Annotated in this window: 17 protein-coding genes; 10 read left to right on the forward strand and 7 right to left on the reverse strand. The window is 61.1% G+C overall.

Translation table 11 applies throughout. The features are described from left to right. Positions 1–167: 167 nt before the first annotated feature. Complete coding sequence (locus Q0478_RS08045; RefSeq protein ID WP_298678093.1) at positions 168–1,382, reverse strand: multidrug effflux MFS transporter; 1,215 nt, start codon at positions 1,380–1,382, stop codon at positions 168–170. Positions 1,383–1,560: 178 nt separating this feature from the next. Between Q0478_RS08045 and Q0478_RS08050 the strand changes: the two genes are divergently transcribed. From Q0478_RS08050 to Q0478_RS08070, 5 genes are all read left to right on the forward strand, one after another. Further along, complete coding sequence (locus Q0478_RS08050; RefSeq protein WP_298678096.1) at positions 1,561–3,093, forward strand: acyl-CoA carboxylase subunit beta; 1,533 nt, start codon at positions 1,561–1,563, stop codon at positions 3,091–3,093. A 10-nt stretch (positions 3,094–3,103) separates the two neighbouring features. Then, positions 3,104–3,511, forward strand: coding sequence for a DUF6497 family protein (locus Q0478_RS08055; RefSeq protein WP_298678098.1), 408 nt, complete (start codon positions 3,104–3,106; stop codon positions 3,509–3,511). 70 nt (positions 3,512–3,581) lie between these two features. Further along, positions 3,582–3,953: a hypothetical protein gene (locus tag Q0478_RS08060; RefSeq protein ID WP_298678101.1), complete on the forward strand. Its 372-nt coding sequence runs from the start codon at positions 3,582–3,584 to the stop codon at positions 3,951–3,953. A 186-nt stretch (positions 3,954–4,139) separates the two neighbouring features. After that, entirely contained in the window at positions 4,140–6,185 is a 2,046-nt protein-coding gene (locus Q0478_RS08065; RefSeq protein ID WP_298678103.1) for an acetyl/propionyl/methylcrotonyl-CoA carboxylase subunit alpha, read from the forward strand. 94 nt (positions 6,186–6,279) lie between these two features. Continuing rightward, the gene (locus tag Q0478_RS08070; protein WP_298678105.1) at positions 6,280–6,780 is read left to right on the forward strand and encodes a hypothetical protein; all 501 of its coding nucleotides are present in this window, start codon (positions 6,280–6,282) and stop codon (positions 6,778–6,780) included. A 4-nt stretch (positions 6,781–6,784) separates the two neighbouring features. On the opposite strand, the gene Q0478_RS08075 is transcribed toward Q0478_RS08070, so the two are convergent. Continuing rightward, entirely contained in the window at positions 6,785–7,234 is a 450-nt protein-coding gene (locus tag Q0478_RS08075; RefSeq protein WP_298678108.1) for a DUF4174 domain-containing protein, read from the reverse strand. Between the two features lie 175 nt (positions 7,235–7,409). Here Q0478_RS08075 and Q0478_RS08080 point away from each other — a divergent pair, with 175 nt between their 5' ends. From Q0478_RS08080 to Q0478_RS08100, 5 genes are read left to right on the forward strand one after another with little or no spacing between them, the layout of a single operon-like run. Next, positions 7,410–8,354, forward strand: coding sequence for a hypothetical protein (locus Q0478_RS08080; RefSeq protein WP_298678111.1), 945 nt, complete (start codon positions 7,410–7,412; stop codon positions 8,352–8,354). Then, positions 8,320–10,446, forward strand: a complete 2,127-nt coding sequence (gene scpA / locus Q0478_RS08085) for a methylmalonyl-CoA mutase (RefSeq protein ID WP_298678114.1) — start codon at positions 8,320–8,322, stop codon at positions 10,444–10,446. Before Q0478_RS08080 ends, scpA begins: the two co-directional genes overlap by 35 nt. Positions 10,447–10,450: 4 nt before the next feature. Beyond that, entirely contained in the window at positions 10,451–11,059 is a 609-nt protein-coding gene (locus Q0478_RS08090) for a VOC family protein (protein WP_298678117.1), read from the forward strand. Beyond that, positions 11,056–11,535 (forward strand): GNAT family N-acetyltransferase, encoded by a 480-nt coding sequence (locus Q0478_RS08095; protein ID WP_298678120.1) that lies wholly within the window; start codon positions 11,056–11,058, stop codon positions 11,533–11,535. Before Q0478_RS08090 ends, Q0478_RS08095 begins: the two co-directional genes overlap by 4 nt. 42 nt (positions 11,536–11,577) lie before the next feature. Continuing rightward, a complete protein-coding gene (locus tag Q0478_RS08100; RefSeq protein WP_298678122.1) occupies positions 11,578–12,285 on the forward strand; it encodes a molecular chaperone DjiA in 708 nt (235 codons plus the stop codon). Here Q0478_RS08100 and Q0478_RS08105 read toward each other — a convergent pair. From Q0478_RS08105 to Q0478_RS08125, 5 genes are all read right to left on the reverse strand, one after another. Then, complete coding sequence (locus Q0478_RS08105; RefSeq protein ID WP_298678125.1) at positions 12,272–12,718, reverse strand: hypothetical protein; 447 nt, start codon at positions 12,716–12,718, stop codon at positions 12,272–12,274. The two genes, Q0478_RS08100 and Q0478_RS08105, sit on opposite strands and share 14 nt — an antisense overlap. 150 nt (positions 12,719–12,868) lie before the next feature. Further along, complete coding sequence (locus tag Q0478_RS08110; protein WP_298678128.1) at positions 12,869–14,413, reverse strand: Ppx/GppA family phosphatase; 1,545 nt, start codon at positions 14,411–14,413, stop codon at positions 12,869–12,871. A gap of 259 nt (positions 14,414–14,672) precedes the next feature. Next, positions 14,673–16,844: an RNA degradosome polyphosphate kinase gene (locus Q0478_RS08115; protein WP_298678619.1), complete on the reverse strand. Its 2,172-nt coding sequence runs from the start codon at positions 16,842–16,844 to the stop codon at positions 14,673–14,675. A 225-nt stretch (positions 16,845–17,069) separates the two neighbouring features. Next, complete coding sequence (locus Q0478_RS08120; protein WP_298678131.1) at positions 17,070–17,750, reverse strand: DnaA/Hda family protein; 681 nt, start codon at positions 17,748–17,750, stop codon at positions 17,070–17,072. Further along, positions 17,750–18,910, reverse strand: coding sequence for an AI-2E family transporter (locus Q0478_RS08125; protein WP_298678133.1), 1,161 nt, complete (start codon positions 18,908–18,910; stop codon positions 17,750–17,752). Before Q0478_RS08125 ends, Q0478_RS08120 begins: the two co-directional genes overlap by 1 nt. Positions 18,911–18,996: the final 86 nt, after the last annotated feature.

Consider the following 18,996-nt stretch of genomic DNA (forward strand, 5'->3'; position numbering starts at 1 on the left):
ACTGTGCCTTTGCAAAGCTTTTCTGGCAAGCTGTGGTTTCAAATTTTGCTGCGCAAATTCCGACCATTGGGCGCCGGCCCCCATCTTTTAACGCCAAGGCTTTTGAAGGATCCCCCAGGGGTGTTCGTGGGACATGTAAAAACAGAAGAAACCTGAGAGCGGGCGGCTCAGAGGCGCAGGCGGTTTTCGCGCCGGGTGACGAGCAGGATGACTCCGAGGGCTGCGAGGCAACAGATCATCATCAGGCTCACAAGGGGTAGGTCGGTGGAGCCAGGCTTGAGCAGCGTGCCGGCGAGGGCTGAGAGCGCGGCGCCGCCGCCGATCATGATGGCACTGCCAAGGCCGGAGGCTGTTCCGGCAAGATGGGGGCGCACCGACAACATTCCGGCCTGCGCATTGGGGATGACCATGCCGTTGCCGATGCCCAAAATCATCACACTGCCGAAAAAGGCTGCGGCGGAGCCGGCGCCGGCAAAGCTGAGTATCAGCGCAGGCAGGAGCGCCACCGCACACAGCGCGTTGCCCCAGAAAATCATTGCCGTGAGGCCCACGCGCACCGAATAGCGGGCGGTGATGAAGTTGCCAAGAAAGTAGCCCGCACCGGGGGCGGCGAAATAGAGGCCCAACTCATCCGGGCTCAGCTGATAGACCTTTACGCCCACGAAGGGCGCCCCTCCAAGATAGGCAAAGAAGGCTCCCGACGAAAGCGCCGACGCCATGCAATAGCCCCAGAAACGCGGCGATCTGAGCAGCTCGGGGTATTCCGCGAATTGCTGACGCAGGCTGTTGTTGCTGGGGGGCGCGGTTTCGGCGAGATCGCGCCAGCAGATCACGAAAAGGGCAAGGCCGAGGGCCAGCAGCATCCAGAAGCTTGCGTGCCAGCCGTAGCGAACCTCCAGCACACCGCCGATGGCGGGAGCGATCATGGGCACAAGGGACATGCCCATGGTGACATAGCCCAGCATCGAGGCGGCTTGGTCTTGTGGGTAGATGTCGCGCACAATGGCGCGGGCCAGCACCATGGCGACGGCAATAACCGCCTGAAGCATCCGGAAAATCATGAAGATTTCGGCGTTGGGCGCCAAAATGCAGCCGAGTGTGGCAAGATTGAACAGGCCAAGCCCCCAAAGAATGACAACCCGGCGGCCGTATTTATCCGAGATGGGGCCGATGAACAGCTGCAAGAAGCCGTTGATCGCAAGATAGAGGGCGACGGAGAGCTGAATGAAGGCATATTCGGCATTGAAATAGGCGGCCATGCCATCGAGGGAGGGCAAAAAGACATTCATCGCCAGTGCTGAAAGCCCGGTGAGGCACACCAGCGTCAGGATGTGGGGGGGTGTCGCCCGGTCAAAGAGGCGACTCTTTGGAAACTCTCTCATGCAACCGGCCTAGGGCGCAGGCGGGCAAGAGTCCAGATCGGGGTGTTATGCCATTGCGCAATTTGCAGTTTTGCAATTTGCCAAAAATTTTCGGACACAATTTTGCAAATTTGCCTCTTTGGTCTTTTTTGACCGGCTGGCAAGCTTTATAGAGGAGCAAACCAAAAGGGGACGTATGATGAAAGACATTCTCCAGAAGCTCGAAGAGCACCGTGCGCAGGCGCAGCTTGGCGGCGGCGAGAAGCGGATTGCCGCACAGCACAGTAAGGGCAAATTGACGGCGCGCGAGCGGGTCGAACTGTTGCTGGATGAAGGCAGCTTTGAAGAGTTTGACATGTTCAAAACCCATCGCTGCACAGATTTTGGCATGGATCAGCAAAAGCCTGCGGGCGACGGCGTGATCACCGGTTGGGGCACCATCAATGGCCGGATGGTTTACGTTTTCTCCCAAGATTTCACGGTGCTGGGAGGCTCTGTCTCTGCGACCCACGCTGAAAAGATTTGCAAGATCATGGATATGGCGATGCAAAACGGTGCGCCGGTGATCGGGATCAATGATTCTGGTGGCGCGCGTATCCAGGAGGGTGTTGATAGCCTTGCGGGCTACGGCGAAGTCTTCAAACGCAATATCCAGGCTTCCGGCGTTGTTCCGCAGATCAGCCTCATCATGGGCCCCTGTGCGGGGGGGGCGGTGTATTCGCCGGCGATGACCGACTTTATCTTCATGGTGAAAGACAGCTCTTACATGTTTGTCACCGGACCGGACGTTGTAAAGACAGTGACCAATGAGCAGGTGACCTCTGAAGAGCTGGGCGGGGCCTCAACCCATACCAAGAAGTCATCTGTGGCCGATGCGGCCTTTGAAAATGACGTCGAGGCGATTGCAGAGGTGCGCCGCTTGGTGGATTTCCTGCCGATGAACAACCAGCAAAAGCCGCCGGTGCGCCCGTTCTTTGACGAACCGCACCGCGCCGAGGCCAGCTTGGACACGCTGATTCCGGAAAACCCGAACCAGCCCTATGACATGAAAGAGCTCATCCTGAAGATTGCCGATGAGGGCGATTTTTACGAGATTCAAGAGGATTTCGCGGGCAATATCATCACCGGATTTATCCGCCTTGAGGGCCAGACCGTTGGTGTTGTGGCCAACCAGCCGATGGTGCTTGCCGGTGTCTTGGATATTGACAGCTCGCGCAAGGCGGCGCGGTTTGTGCGCTTCTGTGATTGCTTTGAAATTCCGATTCTCACGCTTGTGGATGTCCCCGGCTTCTTGCCGGGAACCGGTCAGGAATATCGCGGCGTGATCAAGCACGGGGCCAAGCTGCTCTTTGCTTATGGCGAGGCGACTGTGCCCAAGGTCACAGTGATCACGCGCAAGGCCTATGGCGGGGCTTATGTTGTGATGAGCTCCAAGCACTTGCAGGGCGATATCAACTACGCTTGGCCGACATCGGAAATTGCGGTGATGGGCGCGAAGGGCGCAACCGAGATCATCCACCGCGCGGATGCAGGTGACGCTGACAAAATCGCCCAGCACGCGGCCGATTATGAAGAGCGTTTCGCCAACCCGTTTGTGGCGGCTGAGCGCGGCTTTATCGACGAGGTGATCATGCCACAGAGCACGCGCAAGCGGGTGAGCCGTGCCTTTGCGAGCTTGCGCAACAAGAAGCTCTCTATGCCGTGGAAAAAACACGACAATATTCCGCTTTAGGGGTATTGGAATGCGCGTTTCCGCCGGTTCTCTTTTCTGGGCAGGCCTGTGCCTGGCAGGCTTCTCTGTGCAGGCACAGGAGGTGCCACGTTTGCCCTCGGGGCTGAAGGCGGAGGTGTTGGAAGCCTTTGTGGAGTTGCAGCCGGATGGTGTGTTGAACTATGCGCGCTTCCGCTTTGTGGTGCCCCAGATTGCGCGCACTGAAAACATGGATCCTGCCGATTTTGCCGGGGATTTTGCAGTGCTTTGCGCGCAATATGCGGTCCCGCAGCTGGAACGGGAAACACACCGCATTGACCGCGTTGTGATTTCCATGTCCGACAGGCCAGTTGATTTTGGGGTCTCTGACCCTGAGGCCGTTCAGTATTTTGAGCAGTTTTCGCTCAAAGACGGCCGCTGTCACTGGGAGGCGTATTGATGAAATTGTGGCTTAGGTCTGGGCGCGGGATGCGCGCATCTTTGGTCTGTATCAAGCAGGAGCTTGCACCATGCTGAAACATCGCGGTTTTCCTGGCCGGTTGTCGGGGACAGATTTTCAATTTGTGATCCGCCGCGCAAACCCGCGGGGGGTTACACCGATCACAGCACGCGAGCGCTACCGTGACCGCCGCCCCGCCGACAAGCGCGCGGATGTTGGTTTTATGGCGGCGCTCTGGACGCAGTTTGGGGAGGCCCCGTTTGAGCGGGGCAATCTGGATGCGGGCCGTCTGTCCTGGTTGTTTGGCCGCGAAGTGGTGGCGGCAGAAGATCCGTTTGATCCGGCGTGCTATGAGGCGCTTTTGCGCATTGATGTGGATGTGGCACGCGTGTCCTTTCCAGACATCTTTGACGGCACATATGTTTTGGAAGGCCAGGCATGAGCGGGTTGGGGGGGCTGCAAAGGGCGCTGCACAAGCCCCGCTGGCCATGGCTTGGTGGGCGTGCTGGCGCGCTTGGAGAGACTATTTCACACAATGGGCCTGACGCAGGATGCTGTGTCGCAGGCTTTTCACGACCAATGTGCAGCCTAGGCGCTGCGCGCACGACCGATAAAAAGGGGACGGAACATGTTTAAGAAGATCCTGATTGCAAACCGCGGCGAGATCGCGTGTCGCGTGATCAAAACAGCCAAGAAAATGGGGATCAAGACGGTCGCCATCTATTCGGATGCGGACCGTCAGGCGCTGCATGTGCAGATGGCCGATGAGGCCGTGCACATCGGGCCGCCCCCGGCGAACCAGTCCTATATTGTGATCGACAATGTCATGCGCGCCATCAAGGAAACCGGTGCGGAAGCGGTGCACCCGGGCTATGGGTTCCTCTCGGAGAACTCCAAGTTTGCCGAGGCGCTTGAGGCGGCGGGCGTGGCCTTTATCGGGCCACCTGTTGGCGCGATTGAAAAGATGGGCGACAAGATCACCTCCAAGAAGATCGCCCAAGAGGCGGGCGTGAGCACGGTTCCGGGCTACATGGGCCTCATTGCCGACGCGGACGAGGCTGTGAAAATCTCCAACGAGATCGGTTATCCGGTGATGATCAAGGCCTCTGCGGGCGGCGGCGGCAAGGGGATGCGGATTGCCTGGTCTGACAGCGAAGCGCGCGAGGGCTTCCAGAGCTCCAAGAACGAAGCCGCGAGCTCTTTTGGCGACGACCGTATTTTCATCGAGAAATTTGTCACCCAGCCGCGCCATATCGAAATTCAGGTGCTTTGCGACGGCCACGGCAACGGAATTTACCTTGGCGAGCGGGAGTGCTCTATCCAGCGGCGCAACCAGAAGGTTGTGGAAGAGGCCCCGAGCCCCTTCCTTGATGAAGCCACGCGCAAGGCGATGGGCGAGCAGGCGGTCGCCCTGGCCAAAGCGGTGGATTATGCCAGCGCCGGCACGGTGGAATTCATTGTCGATGGCGATAAGAACTTCTATTTCCTCGAAATGAACACGCGCCTGCAGGTGGAGCACCCTGTGACCGAGCTGATCACAGGCGTTGACCTTGTGGAGCAGATGATCCGCGTGGCTTACGGCGAGAAACTGGCCATGGCTCAGGAGGACGTGAAGCTGACCGGCTGGGCGATTGAAAACCGTCTTTACGCCGAAGACCCTTACCGCGGCTTCTTGCCCTCGATCGGCCGCCTCACACGCTACCGCCCGCCTGCCGAGACAGCCTCTGGCCCGCTGCATGACAATGGCAAGTGGCAAGGCGATGCCCCCGCCGGTGATTTTGCCGTGCGCAATGATACCGGCGTCTATGAGGGCGGCGAGATCAGCATGTTTTATGACCCGATGATCGCCAAGCTCTGCACATGGGCCCCGACGCGCGGCGAGGCGATTGCCCATATGCGCGATGCGCTGGACGGCTTTGAGCTGGAAGGGATCGGCCACAACCTGCCGTTCCTGAGCGCGGTGATGGACCATGATATTTTCATCAAGGGCGAAATGACCACGGCCTTTATCGAAGAGCAGTATCCTGAAGGGTTTGAAGGCGTCGAGCTGGATGAGGCCGCGCTGCGCGCTATTGCGGCGAGTGCGGCGGCGATGCACCGTGTCGCCGAGATCCGCCGCACCCGTGTTTCCGGACGGATGGACAACCACGAGCGGGTGGTGGGCACGGACTGGGTTGTGAGCCTTCAAGGGCAGGACTACCCCGTGACGATTGCCGCCGATAAGGCCGGTTCCACTGTCGGCTTTGAAGATGGCAGCTCGCTGCGCGTGGCCTCTGACTGGACCCCGGGCGATCAGCTCGCGCGGCTCAGCGTGGGCGAGGGCGGGCTTGTGCTCAAGGTTGGCAAGGTTTCTGGCGGCTTCCGCATTCGCAGCCGTGGCGCGGACCTCAAGGTGCATGTGCGCACCCCGCGTCAGGCCGAGCTGGCCCGGCGGATGCCTGAAAAGGTCGCGCCGGACACCTCCAAGATGCTCCTGTGCCCAATGCCCGGCCTGATCGTGAAGATTGATGTGGCCGAGGGAGATGAAGTGCAGGAAGGCCAGGCGCTTTGCACCGTTGAGGCGATGAAGATGGAAAACATCCTGCGCGCCGAGAAGAAGGGCATTGTCAGCAAGATCAATGCCGCGCCGGGCGATAGCCTCGCGGTGGACGAAGTGATCATGGAGTTCGAATAAGCCATGCGCCAAAGCCCCACAGAGGCGTCAAGACATTTGAAAGGTCTTCGCGCTAGTCTGAGCAAGGTTTGGCCTTGCTTGGAGGGGCTTTGGCATGAAAATTTACCTGCTCGCGCTGCTGGCACTGGTTTTTACAGCAAGCTGCGATCTGGACACGGAAGAGGCGGTGAAGGCGCAGCTGTCCGGGCGGCTGTATATTTTGGAGACGATGCACTTCACCTCCAAGGGCAGTTGCACAGCGGCTGTCTTCACGCTCGCGCTGGGCGAATTTCGCAAACCCTATCCGCTTGCAACAACGCTGGAAACCGCGATGGCGCGGGTGAAGGCGCAACAAACAGTGCAATTCGCGCTTGCCGGGCTCACGCCCCATCAGGTGAGCGAAGCCATTATGAGCCGCGATCTGTCCAACGGGCTGGGGTTGATCTCGTCCGGGATCGGGCCGGCTCGCGACTGCATGGACGAGAAAATCATGCGCGGATATTACCGCGTTTTGATGTCGCCTGCGGCGCAGATGGTGTATCTGCCCCAAGAGAACGCCTTGCTCTTGCTGTATCCGCCCGAAAAACTGGCCTTTTTTCTGCGCGGCAACGTTTAGGCGCTCAGTTGGTTGTGTCGCGGCGGTCGCGCATTTCTTGTTGGCGCTGGGGGAGCTTGTCGATGGAGCGCGAGATTTCGCGCACGGTCCAGGGCAAGGGTTTGCGCAGATATACCTGCCCGTCCTTGCCCACCAGCATCAGCATAAAGCCGCGCGGGCGGAACAATGTGCGCAAGGCGTTATTCGCAGTGGGGTCTGAATCCAGCACGATTTTGACATCCCGCGCGAGCAGATCCTGCGGGCGCTCAGCCAAGAGCTCTATCTGTTCCATGAAGCGCGGATCGTTTTCGGCCTCCGCGAAAACGATCACCAGCCGATTTACCCATAAAAATCGAGATAAATCTGCTTCTTCCGGAGCGATAAGCCTATCAGCCTCCAGCGTTTCACGCGGGTTTTCAGCCCAGGCAAAGCTGGCAAAAAAGACTGCAATTCCAAAGCTTAAGACCCTAAACATCCTGCCTCCTGTTGGCTATGATATATGCGCTCATAGCCGCTTTACGACCCAAAAAACGGTTCTGGATGATTTTTCTTCGTCGTTAAGCACACGCTTAGAAAAGCTGCGCCACACTCAGGCCCGAATATCAGGCAGCCCGGGTCTGCCTGTGCGGGGCAACTTGGGGCGAGGCACCATGCGGGTTATCTTTCATCTTGGCGCGCATCGCAGCGCGACCACCTCATTGCAGCACTATCTGCGCCTTCAGAGCCCTCTCCTGGCCCGTCGAGGGATCGGGTTCTGGGGGCCGCAGCGGCTGCGCAACGAGGGGCTTTTTGCGGGGCTTTATGCGGGCCCATCTGGGCGGGTGAGCGAGGCTGCGGTGCGCGCGGCACGGCCCCGCATTGCGCGTGCTTTGGCCATGGCGCGCGCGCGCGGGATGCACACACTTGTGATCAGTGAGGAGAACGCAATTGGCTCGGTGCGCGGCAATATCCGCGCAGGGGCGCTCTACCCCGAGGTGCAGAGCCGCTTGCAGGGCTTTGCGCGTGCGCTTGGCAGCCCGGTGCACACGGTGATGCTCGGGGTGCGCCCTTTGAGCGATTATTGGCGCTCTGCGCTGGCTTACGGCGTCAAGCGCGGTGCCGCGCTGCCGGATGCCCAGCGGTTGGAGAAGATCAGCGCCAATGCCCGCAGTTGGCAGGATGTGGCCTCAGATCTGGCGAGTGTTTTCCCGGCTGCCGAGATCGAGCTGCACCCGTATGAAGATTTTGCCCAATGCCCCGAGCAACGGCTGGGCCTTGTTTTGGGCGAGGAGGGGTGCTTTGACGCACTTGAAACGCCTTTGAGGTTGAACGCCGCTCCGGATCTGGACAGTTTGCGCCGCTCATTGAGGCGTCGTGGCGAGGACCCGCGCGCGCTGCCTGCCACAAAAGGGGCCTGGCAGCCTTTCAGCGCCGCGCAGCTGGCGGCCTTGGACGAACGATTTGCAGATGACGTGTTTTGGGGGCTGGCAAAACCCAACAGCCGCACCCGATGGATTGACAGAAAAGCGCCAAAAGAAGCAGGCATCAGCCTGACGTTGGCAAAAGAAAGAGGACATACCAATGACCAAGCGAGACGATTGGGCCAAGCAAGCTGAAACAGAGCTGCGGGGCCGCAAGCTGAGCGATCTGACGTGGAAGACCCTTGAGGACATCGAGGTCAAGCCCGTCTATTTCGAGGACGACCTCGCGGGCATGAGCCATCTTGGGTCCATCCCGGGTTTCGGGCCTTTCACACGCGGCGTGAAATCGACCATGTATGCCGGCCGCCCCTGGACGATCCGCCAATATGCGGGCTTCTCCACGGCCGAGGAAAGCAACGCCTTTTACCGCAAGGCGCTGGCCGCGGGGCAGCAGGGCGTGTCTGTGGCCTTCGACCTTGCCACGCACCGCGGCTATGACAGCGACCACCCCCGCGTTGTGGGCGATGTGGGCAAGGCCGGTGTGGCGATCGACTCTGTGGAGGACATGAAGATCCTGTTTGATGGCATTCCGCTGGACAAGGTCTCTGTCTCGATGACGATGAACGGAGCGGTCATTCCGATTTTGGCGAACTTCATTGTGACGGGGGAAGAGCAGGGCCATGACCGTGCCGTGCTGTCGGGCACGATCCAGAACGATATTCTCAAAGAATTCATGGTGCGCAACACCTATATCTATCCGCCCGAGCCGAGCATGAAGATCATCTCGGACATTATCGAATTCACCTCCAACGAGATGCCGAAGTTCAACTCGATCAGCATCTCGGGCTACCACATGCAGGAGGCGGGGGCGAACCTTGTTCAGGAGCTGGCCTACACGCTGGCAGACGGGCGCGAATATGTGCGCGCGGCCATCGAGGCTGGCATGGATGTGGACAAGTTTGCGGGGCGCTTGAGCTTCTTCTTTGCCATTGGCATGAACTTTTTCATGGAAGCAGCCAAGCTGCGCGCGGCACGGCTTCTGTGGCATAAGGTGATGACAGAGTTTGGCGCCAAGAGCGAGCGCTCCAAGATGCTGCGCACCCATTGTCAGACATCGGGTGTGAGCTTGCAAGAGCAAGACCCCTACAACAACGTGATCCGCACCGCCTATGAGGCGATGGCAGCGGCGCTGGGTGGCACGCAAAGCCTGCACACCAACGCGCTCGATGAGGCGATTGCGCTGCCCACCGAGTTTAGCGCGCGGATTGCCCGCAACACCCAGCTCATTTTGCAGGAAGAAACCGGCATCACCAATGTCGTCGACCCCCTCGCAGGCTCTTACTATGTGGAGAGCCTGACAGCCGAGCTGGCCGAAAAGGCCTGGGCGCTCATGGAAGAGGTCGAGGAGATGGGTGGCATGACCAAGGCTGTGGCCTCCGGTATGCCCAAGCTGCGCATTGAAGAAAGTGCTGCGCGCCGTCAGGCGGCGATTGACCGTGGCGAAGAGGTGATTGTGGGCGTGAACAAATACCGCCTCGCCAAGGAAGACGCCATCGACATTCTGGATGTGGACAATGTGGCCGTGCGCGAAAGCCAGGTGAAGCGCTTGGAGAGCATCCGCACCAGCCGTGATGAGGCAGCCTGCGCAGCAGCGCTGGCAGAACTGACACGCCGCGCCAAAGAGGGCGGTAACTTGCTTGAAGCCGCAGTGGAAGCGGCGCGGGCGCGGGCCTCTGTGGGAGAGATCAGCATGGCAATGGAAGAAGAATTCGGCCGCCACCGCGCGGAAGTGAAGACGCTCGCAGGGGTCTATGGCGCAGCCTATGAAGGCGACGCGGGCTTTGCCGCGATCCAGAAGAGCATTGAGGCCTTTGCCGAGGAAGAGGGCCGCCGCCCGCGCTTGCTTGTGGTGAAAATGGGCCAAGACGGACACGACCGTGGCGCAAAGGTCATTGCCACGGCCTTTGCCGACATCGGCTTTGATGTGGATGTGGGCCCGCTCTTTCAGACCCCTGCCGAGGCCGCGCAGGACGCGATTGACAATGACGTGCATGTGGTCGGAATTTCGAGCCAGGCGGCGGGGCACAAGACGCTTGCGCCCCAACTCATTGAGGAGCTGAAGGCCAAGGATGCGGGCGATATCATTGTGATTTGCGGCGGGGTCATTCCGCAGCAGGACTATGATTTCCTCAAGAACGCCGGTGTGAAGGCGATCTTTGGGCCGGGCACGAATATTCCAGAAGCGGCCGAGGATATCTTGCGCATCATCCGCGAAACGCGCGGCTAACACTGTGCTGGAGTTTGACCATCTGGTGATCGCCGCCGAGCGGCTTGACGAAGGGGTGGCCTGGGCGGAGGCGCGCCTGGGCGTGGCGCTTGAGGCGGGTGGGCAACATGCGCGCTACGGCACGCATAATGCGCTTTTGGGGCTGGCAGGCGGGCTTTACCTTGAGGTCATCGCGATTGATCCGGAGGCCGCCACCCCTGAGGGCGCGCGCTGGTTCGGGCTTGACAGCTTTTCCGGCGCGCCACGGCTCGTGACTTGGGTGTGCCGCTCTCCGGGGCTGGCCAAGGGGCCTGTGCCCGCCGGGTTTGACGGCATTGTTGCCCTCACGCGCGGTGCGCTGGCATGGGATATGGCCGAGGCTGAGGGCGGTGTTTTGCCCTTTGATCAATGTCACCCCGGTTTGATTGACTGGGGCGACACGGCGCATCCGGCCACGCGGCTTGCCCCTTCGGGGCTGGAGCTTGAGCGGCTCACGCTGACCCACCCCGATGCGGAGGGATTGCGCGCCGCTTTGGCAGGCTTGCAGGACGCGCGCGTAGAGATCATCCGCGGGCCTGAGGCAGGTTTGCGGGCGGTCTTGCGCGGGCCTGAGGGGCGCGAGGTGCGCCTGTGAGCGTGCGGCGGGCTGTGGCGGCAGATGCGGGCGCGATTGCTGCGATCTGGAATGCGATCATCCGCGACACGCTGGCCACCTTTACCACCGAGCTCAAGGATGCCGCCGCGCTTGCAGAGGTCATACAGGCGGCCCCAGAGCGCTGGCATGTGGCGGAGGCAGGCGGGCAAGTGCTTGGCTTTGCCTGCTATTTCCAGTTTCGCGGCGGGCCGGGCTACCGACACGCGATGGAATATACCGTCCACCTTGAGGGGGCGGCGCGCGGGCAGGGGCTGGGCCGTGCGCTTCTGGCCGCAGTGGAAGCGGCGGCGCGGCACGAGGGCGCGCATACGCTTTTCGGCGGGGTGAGCGGAGCCAATCCGGAAGGGCAGGCCTTCCACGAACGCGCGGGTTTTCAGCGGCTTGCTGTCTTGCCTGAGGTGGGGCGCAAGGCGGATCGGTGGCTTGATTTGCATCTTTATCAGAAATTCCTCTGATTGCGCCCTGACACGCTGCCAAGGGGGCGTTAAGCTTGGGTCATGTCAATCTGGACCCGCATATCTGCCGCTGTTTCGGCGCTCTCGCAGGGAGAACCGCTGAGTGCGGTTTTTGCACAGCTGCGCACGCCGCCGGAGCGCTCTGTGGCCTTTACCATCGCGGTGATTGCCTTGGGCGCAAAAATGGCCAAGGCCGACGGGCTTGTGACGCGGGACGAGGTGATGGCCTTTCGCGAGGTGTTCCAGATCGGGCGCGAGGATGAGGCGGGTGCGGCGCGGGTGTTCAACCTTGCGCGCCAGGATGTGGCCGGGTTTGAAGACTATGCTGCAAGGGTGCGGGAGATGTTTGGGGCCGGTCACGACGCGCTGGGAGACCTGTTGGAAGGCTTGTTTCATATCGCGCTGGCCGATGGGCGCTACCACCCCAACGAAGATGAGTATTTGCAGGCCGTGGCCCGCATTTTTGGCCTTAAAACACGGGAATTTCGCCAGATCAGAAGCCGGTTTGTGCCGGAGGCCGAGGCGGACCCATATAGCGTTTTGGGCGTGTCCCCGCAGGCGGAGCTCAACGAGGTGCGCAAGGCCTGGCGTGCGCTGGTTCAGGAAAGCCACCCCGACAGGTTTGTGGCCCGCGGCTTGCCGCCGGAAGCCGTGAAGCTCGCCGAAAAACGGCTGATTGCGATCAACCGTGCCTGGGAGGAAATTCAGGAGAAATCAGCGCCCCAAAAGCCGGCGTTCAAGGCGCCTTGAAGGTCAGCCCGAAGGCCAGCAGGCCTTTAGAATCCCTGTCTGTGAGGGGGACGATTTGGGCAAAGAAAGCACCCTGGGTGATCTGCACCCCGCCCAGGAAAATCACATCTCCCACCAGACGCGTTTTGAGGCTGCGGCCGTTTTCCGGATAGAGCGCGATGCCGCCAAACAGCCCGGCCGTGCCAGTGCGCCAACGGGCGAGCGGGCGGTAACTTGTCGCCGAGATGGACAGGCGTTTGTGGCTGTTGAGATAGGCCCCCAGGCTGAGTGCACTGCGCTTGCGCTCCCAGGTCGCAAAGAGGCCGGGATTGACCTCGTTGAACTCCGAGCTGCCCAGATGTTTGGAGCCCAGCAAGAGCGCGTAGCTGTCGGGGCCAGCTTGGGTTGCGCTGGCAAAACAGCAAAAACAAAGGGCAAGAAAAAGACGCTTCATAACCTGTCTCTCAATAACGGCCACGGGCTGTGGCGTTTGGGGCTGATCTGACAGGGTATACTTGGCGAATAAGACATTTTTTAGCCGCTGAAACGGTGTTTTCCGTTCAGGCTCAGACACGCCCGACCGGGCCGGCAAAAGAGGTTTAATCTATTGTTTCAAAACAATTTTAGGCTCAGCTTTCAAGGCTTGTGCGAGCGAGGTGAACCGGGCTTCGGCCACTTCGCCAAACAGCGGCACAGCCTCACGGCTCAGGCTCAGCTCCAGAACGCGCTTCTTGGGATAGAGGCGCATTTTGCCGATATGGGCATCTTTTTGCAGCCAGAGCATCGCCCCAAAGCGCATGGCCTTGCCGACCGTTTCTGCCGCCGTCTGCTCTGCTTGTGAAAGCAACTCGGCGGTGGGCTCAAACCGCGCGGTGGTGATGCGCGAATTGGAGTAGCGATAGAGCAGCGCCAGCCCCAGAAAGATCCTTTCATTGTGTCCGATGCCTGCAAGATTGGCCTGTGTGGCCAAGTTGAAACAGGTTTCGGCGCGATAGTCCGGATGCGCCCGCCAGCTGACATCGTGCAGCAAGCAGGCGGCCTTGATGAGCTTGAGCCGCTCGGGCGCAGCCGCCTTGAACAGCGGCTGGATAAATTCATAGAGCGTGCGCCCGAACCCGGGCAAACGCGCATCTTTTGATTCGGCGAAGCGACAGGCCTCAATCAGCGGGTCACGGTCGCGCAGGCTTTGGGGCATCTGCTCATAGAGCATTCCCTCGCGAATGCCGTAAGAGCTGATGGCAATGTCGCGTGGACGAAATTCTCGCACCACTTCCTTAAGAACTTCTGAAGCAATCGGCACAAGCTTCATACGGCTTGCAGACACCCCCGACTCAGCCTTGAGGCTGTCCTCATCCTGCTCGGCGATATATTTTGCCGTGGCCGAAACAGCTTTGCGGCTCATGCGATATTCGTGCAGCACATGCAGCGGGTAGCCGCGCCGCTGCATGTCGATCCGGGCGATGGCGCGCCAGGACCCGCCCACCAGAAACAGCCGGTTTTGTTGTGTGCCGAGCCGGGCGTGGAGCTCCTGGATGGTGCTGCGGATCAGCGCCTTGCGGGCTTTGCGCCCTCCCTTCACGCTCATGAGCCGTTGCGGGCCGAGCGAGGAGCTGACCCGTTTACCCACCACGCCATCGGAGATCTCGGCCAGTTCCATGGAGGACCCCCCGATGTCGCAGACCAGCCCGTAAGACCCTGGCCAGCCTAGCAAAACACCCTGTGCCGACAGGCGCGCCTCTTCGGTTCCGTCAATCACATGCAGCTGCAATCCGGTTTCAGATTCGACCAGGTCGCGAAATTCCTGCCCATCTTCGGCCTCACGCACCGCCGCTGTGGCCACGGCCGTGAGCGGCCCTGTGTTCATGCCCTCCGCGAGGCGCTGGAAGCGGCGAATGGCGCTGAGCGCGCGGGTGCGCCCAGACGGGTTGAGCCGGCCTGTTTCGCCAATGCCTTCGCCAAGGCCACACATGACTTTCTCGTTGAAAAAATATGCTGGCGAGCGCGCGGCCCCGTCAAAAACCACCAGCCGCACCGAGTTGGAGCCCACATCCACAACCCCAACGCGGGAGAGGGCGCGGGCCTTTGGGTCTTGGAAGAGCGGGCGGCCAAAAAGCCCCCAGTCGCTTGAATTTGCTTGATTTTCGCTCATTCCCAGCGCTCCTGAAGCGTGCTTGGGCCTCTTATGGCGCGCGGGGGACACTGCGTCAACCGTGCGCAGAAAGGTTAACTTTGCGTCAAGGCAGCGCAGGCAGCGTTTGCCAAATCCTCGACAGCCTCAACAGGGGGGGTGCAACCCGTGCACAGGGCGTGCACCACGCGTGCACCGGGGGGATGCGCCTTTTTTGGTTAAGGGGTCTGTGCGGTGGGTTAGGGCCGTTTTAACCAAATTTCGGGGTGAGTTTTGCGGCTCAATCTTCGCCGTGGGTCAGTTTGGGCACATCAGAGGCCCCCGCAGAGCCGCGCCCGGAGAGCGAGGGGTTTTCCATGAAAAAGCGGTGACAGTTGAAGCTGAACACCCCGTCGGGCAGCTCTTCGCGGGTGAAGCGCCCTGAGGCATCCATGACCCAGCTTTGGGCGGTGTCGGCCATATTGGCGGCCATGATCTGGCTGGTGATCTGGGCCTTGACGGTGGGGGTGTTGATTTCCACCAGAGTTTCCACGCGGCGTGAGAGGTTACGCCCCATCCAATCTGCCGAGGAGATGAAGACCCGCGATTTCTTGTGCGGCAGCCCGTGGCCTGCGCCGAAGCAGACAATGCGCGAGTGCTCCAGGAAGCGCCCGACGATGGATTTGACGCGGATGTTTTCAGACAGCCCTTTCACGCCGGGCCTGAGGCCGCAGATCCCCCGGATGACGAGGCTGATTTCCACCCCGGCTTGGGAAGCGGCATAGAGCGCGTCGATCACTTCCGGCTCGATCAGCGAGTTCATCTTGGCCCAGATCTGTGCGGGCCGGCCAGCGCGGGCGTGCGCGGCCTCGGCTGTGATCATGTCCAGCAGCCGTGGCTTGAGGGTGAGGGGGGAGATGGCCAGATTCTCCAGCGCGGCGGGCTCGACATAGCCTGACAGGTAGTTGAAGACCTTGGTGGCGTCGCGCCCCAGGGCGGCATCACAGGTGAAGAGCGACAGATCGGTGTAGATGCGCGCTGTGATCGGATGGTAATTGCCGGTGCCATAGTGGGTATAGGTGACAAGGCGGTCGCCTTCGCGGCGCACCACCGTCGAGATTTTGGCGTGGGTTTTGAGGTTGAGGAAGCCGTAGACCACATGCGCCCCCGCGCGCTCAAGGCGGCGCGACTGGCGGATGTTGGCGGCCTCATCAAAGCGCGCTTTCAGCTCAACAAGGGCGGTGACGGATTTGCCCTCTTCGGCGGCCTCGCAGAGCGCTTCCACGATCGGGCTGTCGCGCGAGGTGCGGTAGAGCGTTTGCTTGATGGCAACCACATCAGGGTCGCGCGCGGCTTGCTGCAAGAAGCGCACGACCATATCGAAGGTCTCATAGGGGTGGTGCAGCAGCATGTCTTTCTGGCGGATCGCGGCGAAGATATCGCCCTCGTGGTCCTGCACCCGCTCGGGGATGCGCGGGGTGAAGGCGGGCCACAAGAGGTCGGGGCGGGCGTCTGTCACCAGCTCGGAGAGGTCGGCGAGCCCGAGCATCCCGCTGATCTCGACAATCTCGTTTTCGCTGACATGCAGCTCGCGCTGGATCATGTTGAGCAGGCGCGCGGGGGCATCTGCGGAGATGGTCAGGCGCACAACCTCGCCGCGCCGCCGCCGCTTGAGGGCGGTTTCAAACTCGCGCACGAGGTCTTCGGCCTCGTCCTCCACCTCAAGGTCACTGTCGCGCAAGACCCTGAAGCCGCAGGCCCCCTTGAGCCGGAAGCCGGGAAAGAGGCTGGGCAGGTGCTCCAGCAACAGCTCCTCCAGCGGCAAGAAGCGCATCTGCCCCTCCGGGGCAGGCAGCGCCACAAACCGAGCAATCTGTGCGGGAATGGGCAAGAGCGCCTGAAGTTTGCGCTTGTCGCGGGCGTTTTCAAGCTCCAGCGCCAGCGCGAAGCCGGTGTTGGGGATGAACGGAAACGGATGGGCCGGATCGATCGCCAGGGGGGAGAGCACCGGAAAGACCTGCTCCAAAAAGACCTCGCGCAGCAGCGCCTTGTCGTCTTTGTCCAGCCCCTCGCGGGTGCAGATATGCAACCCCTCGGCCGCCATATCGGCCCCGAGAGCGGCAAAAATCTCCTGCTGGCGGGCCAGGAGCTCGCGGGCATTGTCATTGATCAACACCAGCTGCTCGGCGGGGCTGAGCCCGTCGATGGCCGGTGTTGTGACCCCTTCATTGACCATCTCGCGCAACCCTGCGACCCGCACGGTGTAAAATTCGTCAAGATTGGTAGCCGAAATCGATACGAACCTGAGCCGCTCCAAAAGCGGCACCCGCGGGTTCTCGGCTTCCTCCAGCACCCGCCAGTTAAAGCCCAGCCAGCTGAGCTCGCGGTTCATAAAGCGGGCCGGACCGGCGAGATCGCCCTCCAGCACCTGCGGTTGCGCAAAAGGCGCTTTCAAAAAATCGGCGTAAGTCATGACGGTGATATAGGCTTCATTTGTAACAGCTTGAAGAGCATTGCCAAAATAATGCGCCTGCCCAAGGGCAAAGTCCACACTGCCTTTCTTATTGCCATAAATATCCATTCTCAACCGCGCAGCACGCGCGCCCTACCGATCCTTCCCTTTGCCTTGCAACGGCTTGGGGGGTGCGGGGGGACAACGTCCCCCCGCGGGTCGGACTGTGCGCAGCACAGTTCGAAATCAGAAAAGCTCGGCCTGCCGCTCCATCACTTCACTGGCCAGTTTGCGGCTCACGTCGCGGCCCTCGCTGAGCGCGAGGGTGTCAAGCGCCTCCACGATCGTGCGGGCGGCTTCAAAGCTGCGCTCCATGGCGCGGGTGAGATAGGGGATAACATCTGGGCGCGGGTTGAGTTGGCGGTCGGCGAAGAGTTTCATCAGCACGGCCGCAAGCAGCGCATCATCCGGCGCGCGCAGCTGCACGCCGCCAAGCTGGTGCAGGCGGCTTTCCAGATCGGGCAGGGTGAGGCCCATCGTTTGGGGTTCGCACTCTGCTGTGAGCAGGAGCGTGCCGCCCTCGGCTTTGGCGAGGTTGTAGAGGTGAAACAGCGCCGTTTCTGCCGCGTCATCGCCGGCGATCTGCTGCACGTCTTCCACCACCAGGCAGTGCGCGGCGAGGGCGGGAATATCGGCCCGCCTCAGGGCTATGGCCTGAATATGCGCCGCCCCCGAGAGCGCACTCCAGACATGGGCGAGGTGGGTTTTGCCGGCGCCTTTGGGGCCGATCAGAAAAAGCGTGCGCCAGCGCGTGGTCGGCCAGCTGTCTACGCTGGCCACGGCGGCGGCATTGGCGGGGGAGACGAAGAAATCATCGCGCCCCAGCGCGGTCACGCTGGGCAGATCAAAGGCTAGCTGGCGGGCCATCAGCGGGGCGTGTCCTTGTCCTTTGTGTTGAGCTGGGCCTCGGTGGCGTCTGTCGCCCTGTGGTGGGTGGCCTCGGAGGCTGCGCGCAGCGCGGCCTCTGGGGAATGTCCTTGCAACCCTTGATAGAGCCGGCTGTCGCGATAGAGCGCCAGCACAAACCGGGTCAAGACGCCGATCGCGGCGGCCACGGGCACAGCCACGAGCATTCCGACAAAGCCAAACAGCGTTCCAAAGACAGAGAGTGCAAAGATCAGCCAGACGGGGTGCAGTCCGACCGATTTGCCCACGAGCTTGGGCGTCAAGAGGTTGCCCTCCACCATTTGTCCGATGACAAAGACCGCCACAACCAGCCCGAGCGACAGCCAGTCGCCCCAGAACTGGAAGAGCGCCAGCCCGATGGCCAAAACGCCGCCCAGGATGGCTCCGAGGTAGGGAATAAAGGTCAAAAGCCCGGCGACAAAGCCCACAACCAGCCCGAATTGCAAGCCCACCAGCATCAGCGCCAGCGCGTAGTAGCTGCCCAGAATCAGGCAGACCGTGCCCATGCCCCGGATAAAGCTTGCGAGCGTGCGGTCCACATCAAGGGCAAGCTGGCGGATCACCGGGGCGTGGTCGCGCGGCAGGGCTGCGTCGATGGCCGCAACCATGCGGTCCCAATCATAAAGCAGATAGAAGGCCACCACCGGCACGATCACCAGCAGCATCACCAGGTTGAGGATCGACATGGCCGAGGAGAGCAGGCTTTGCAGCAGCTCGCCACCGCGCTCCTTGACCGTTTCGCCCACGGCCACCAGCGAGCTGCGCAGGGTGCTGTCGGCGTCCATCAAGGTCGGGAAGCGCAGGGTGAGAGCGTCTTGCAGATCGCTGAACAATTTGGGCGCGGTGTTAAAGAGCGAGACCGCCTGTTCGATCATGATCGGAATCACAAGCAGGGCGAGGATGACGAAGACCAGCAGCGCGACAATGGTGATGAGCGTGGTCGCCAGCGCCCGCGAGCAGCCGGCGTTTTCGAGCCGATCAGCCAGCGGGTCCAGAAAATAGGCAATGGCCCCGCCCAGCACGAAGGGCAGAATCACATCGCCCAGAAACCACAGCGTCACGCCGAAGCCGAGCGCGGCAACGCCCCAATATTTGAGCTGGTCGCGAACAGGTAGTGCCATGACGAATGCCTTTATACGAAGACCTAGACATGCCTTTTCGGGCGCACAAGTGCAAGGGCGAAGGCAGCGCTTGCCCTGTGATGTGA

It is taken from the genome of uncultured Lentibacter sp. (genome assembly GCF_937123735.1).
GTDB lineage: Bacteria > Pseudomonadota > Alphaproteobacteria > Rhodobacterales > Rhodobacteraceae > Lentibacter.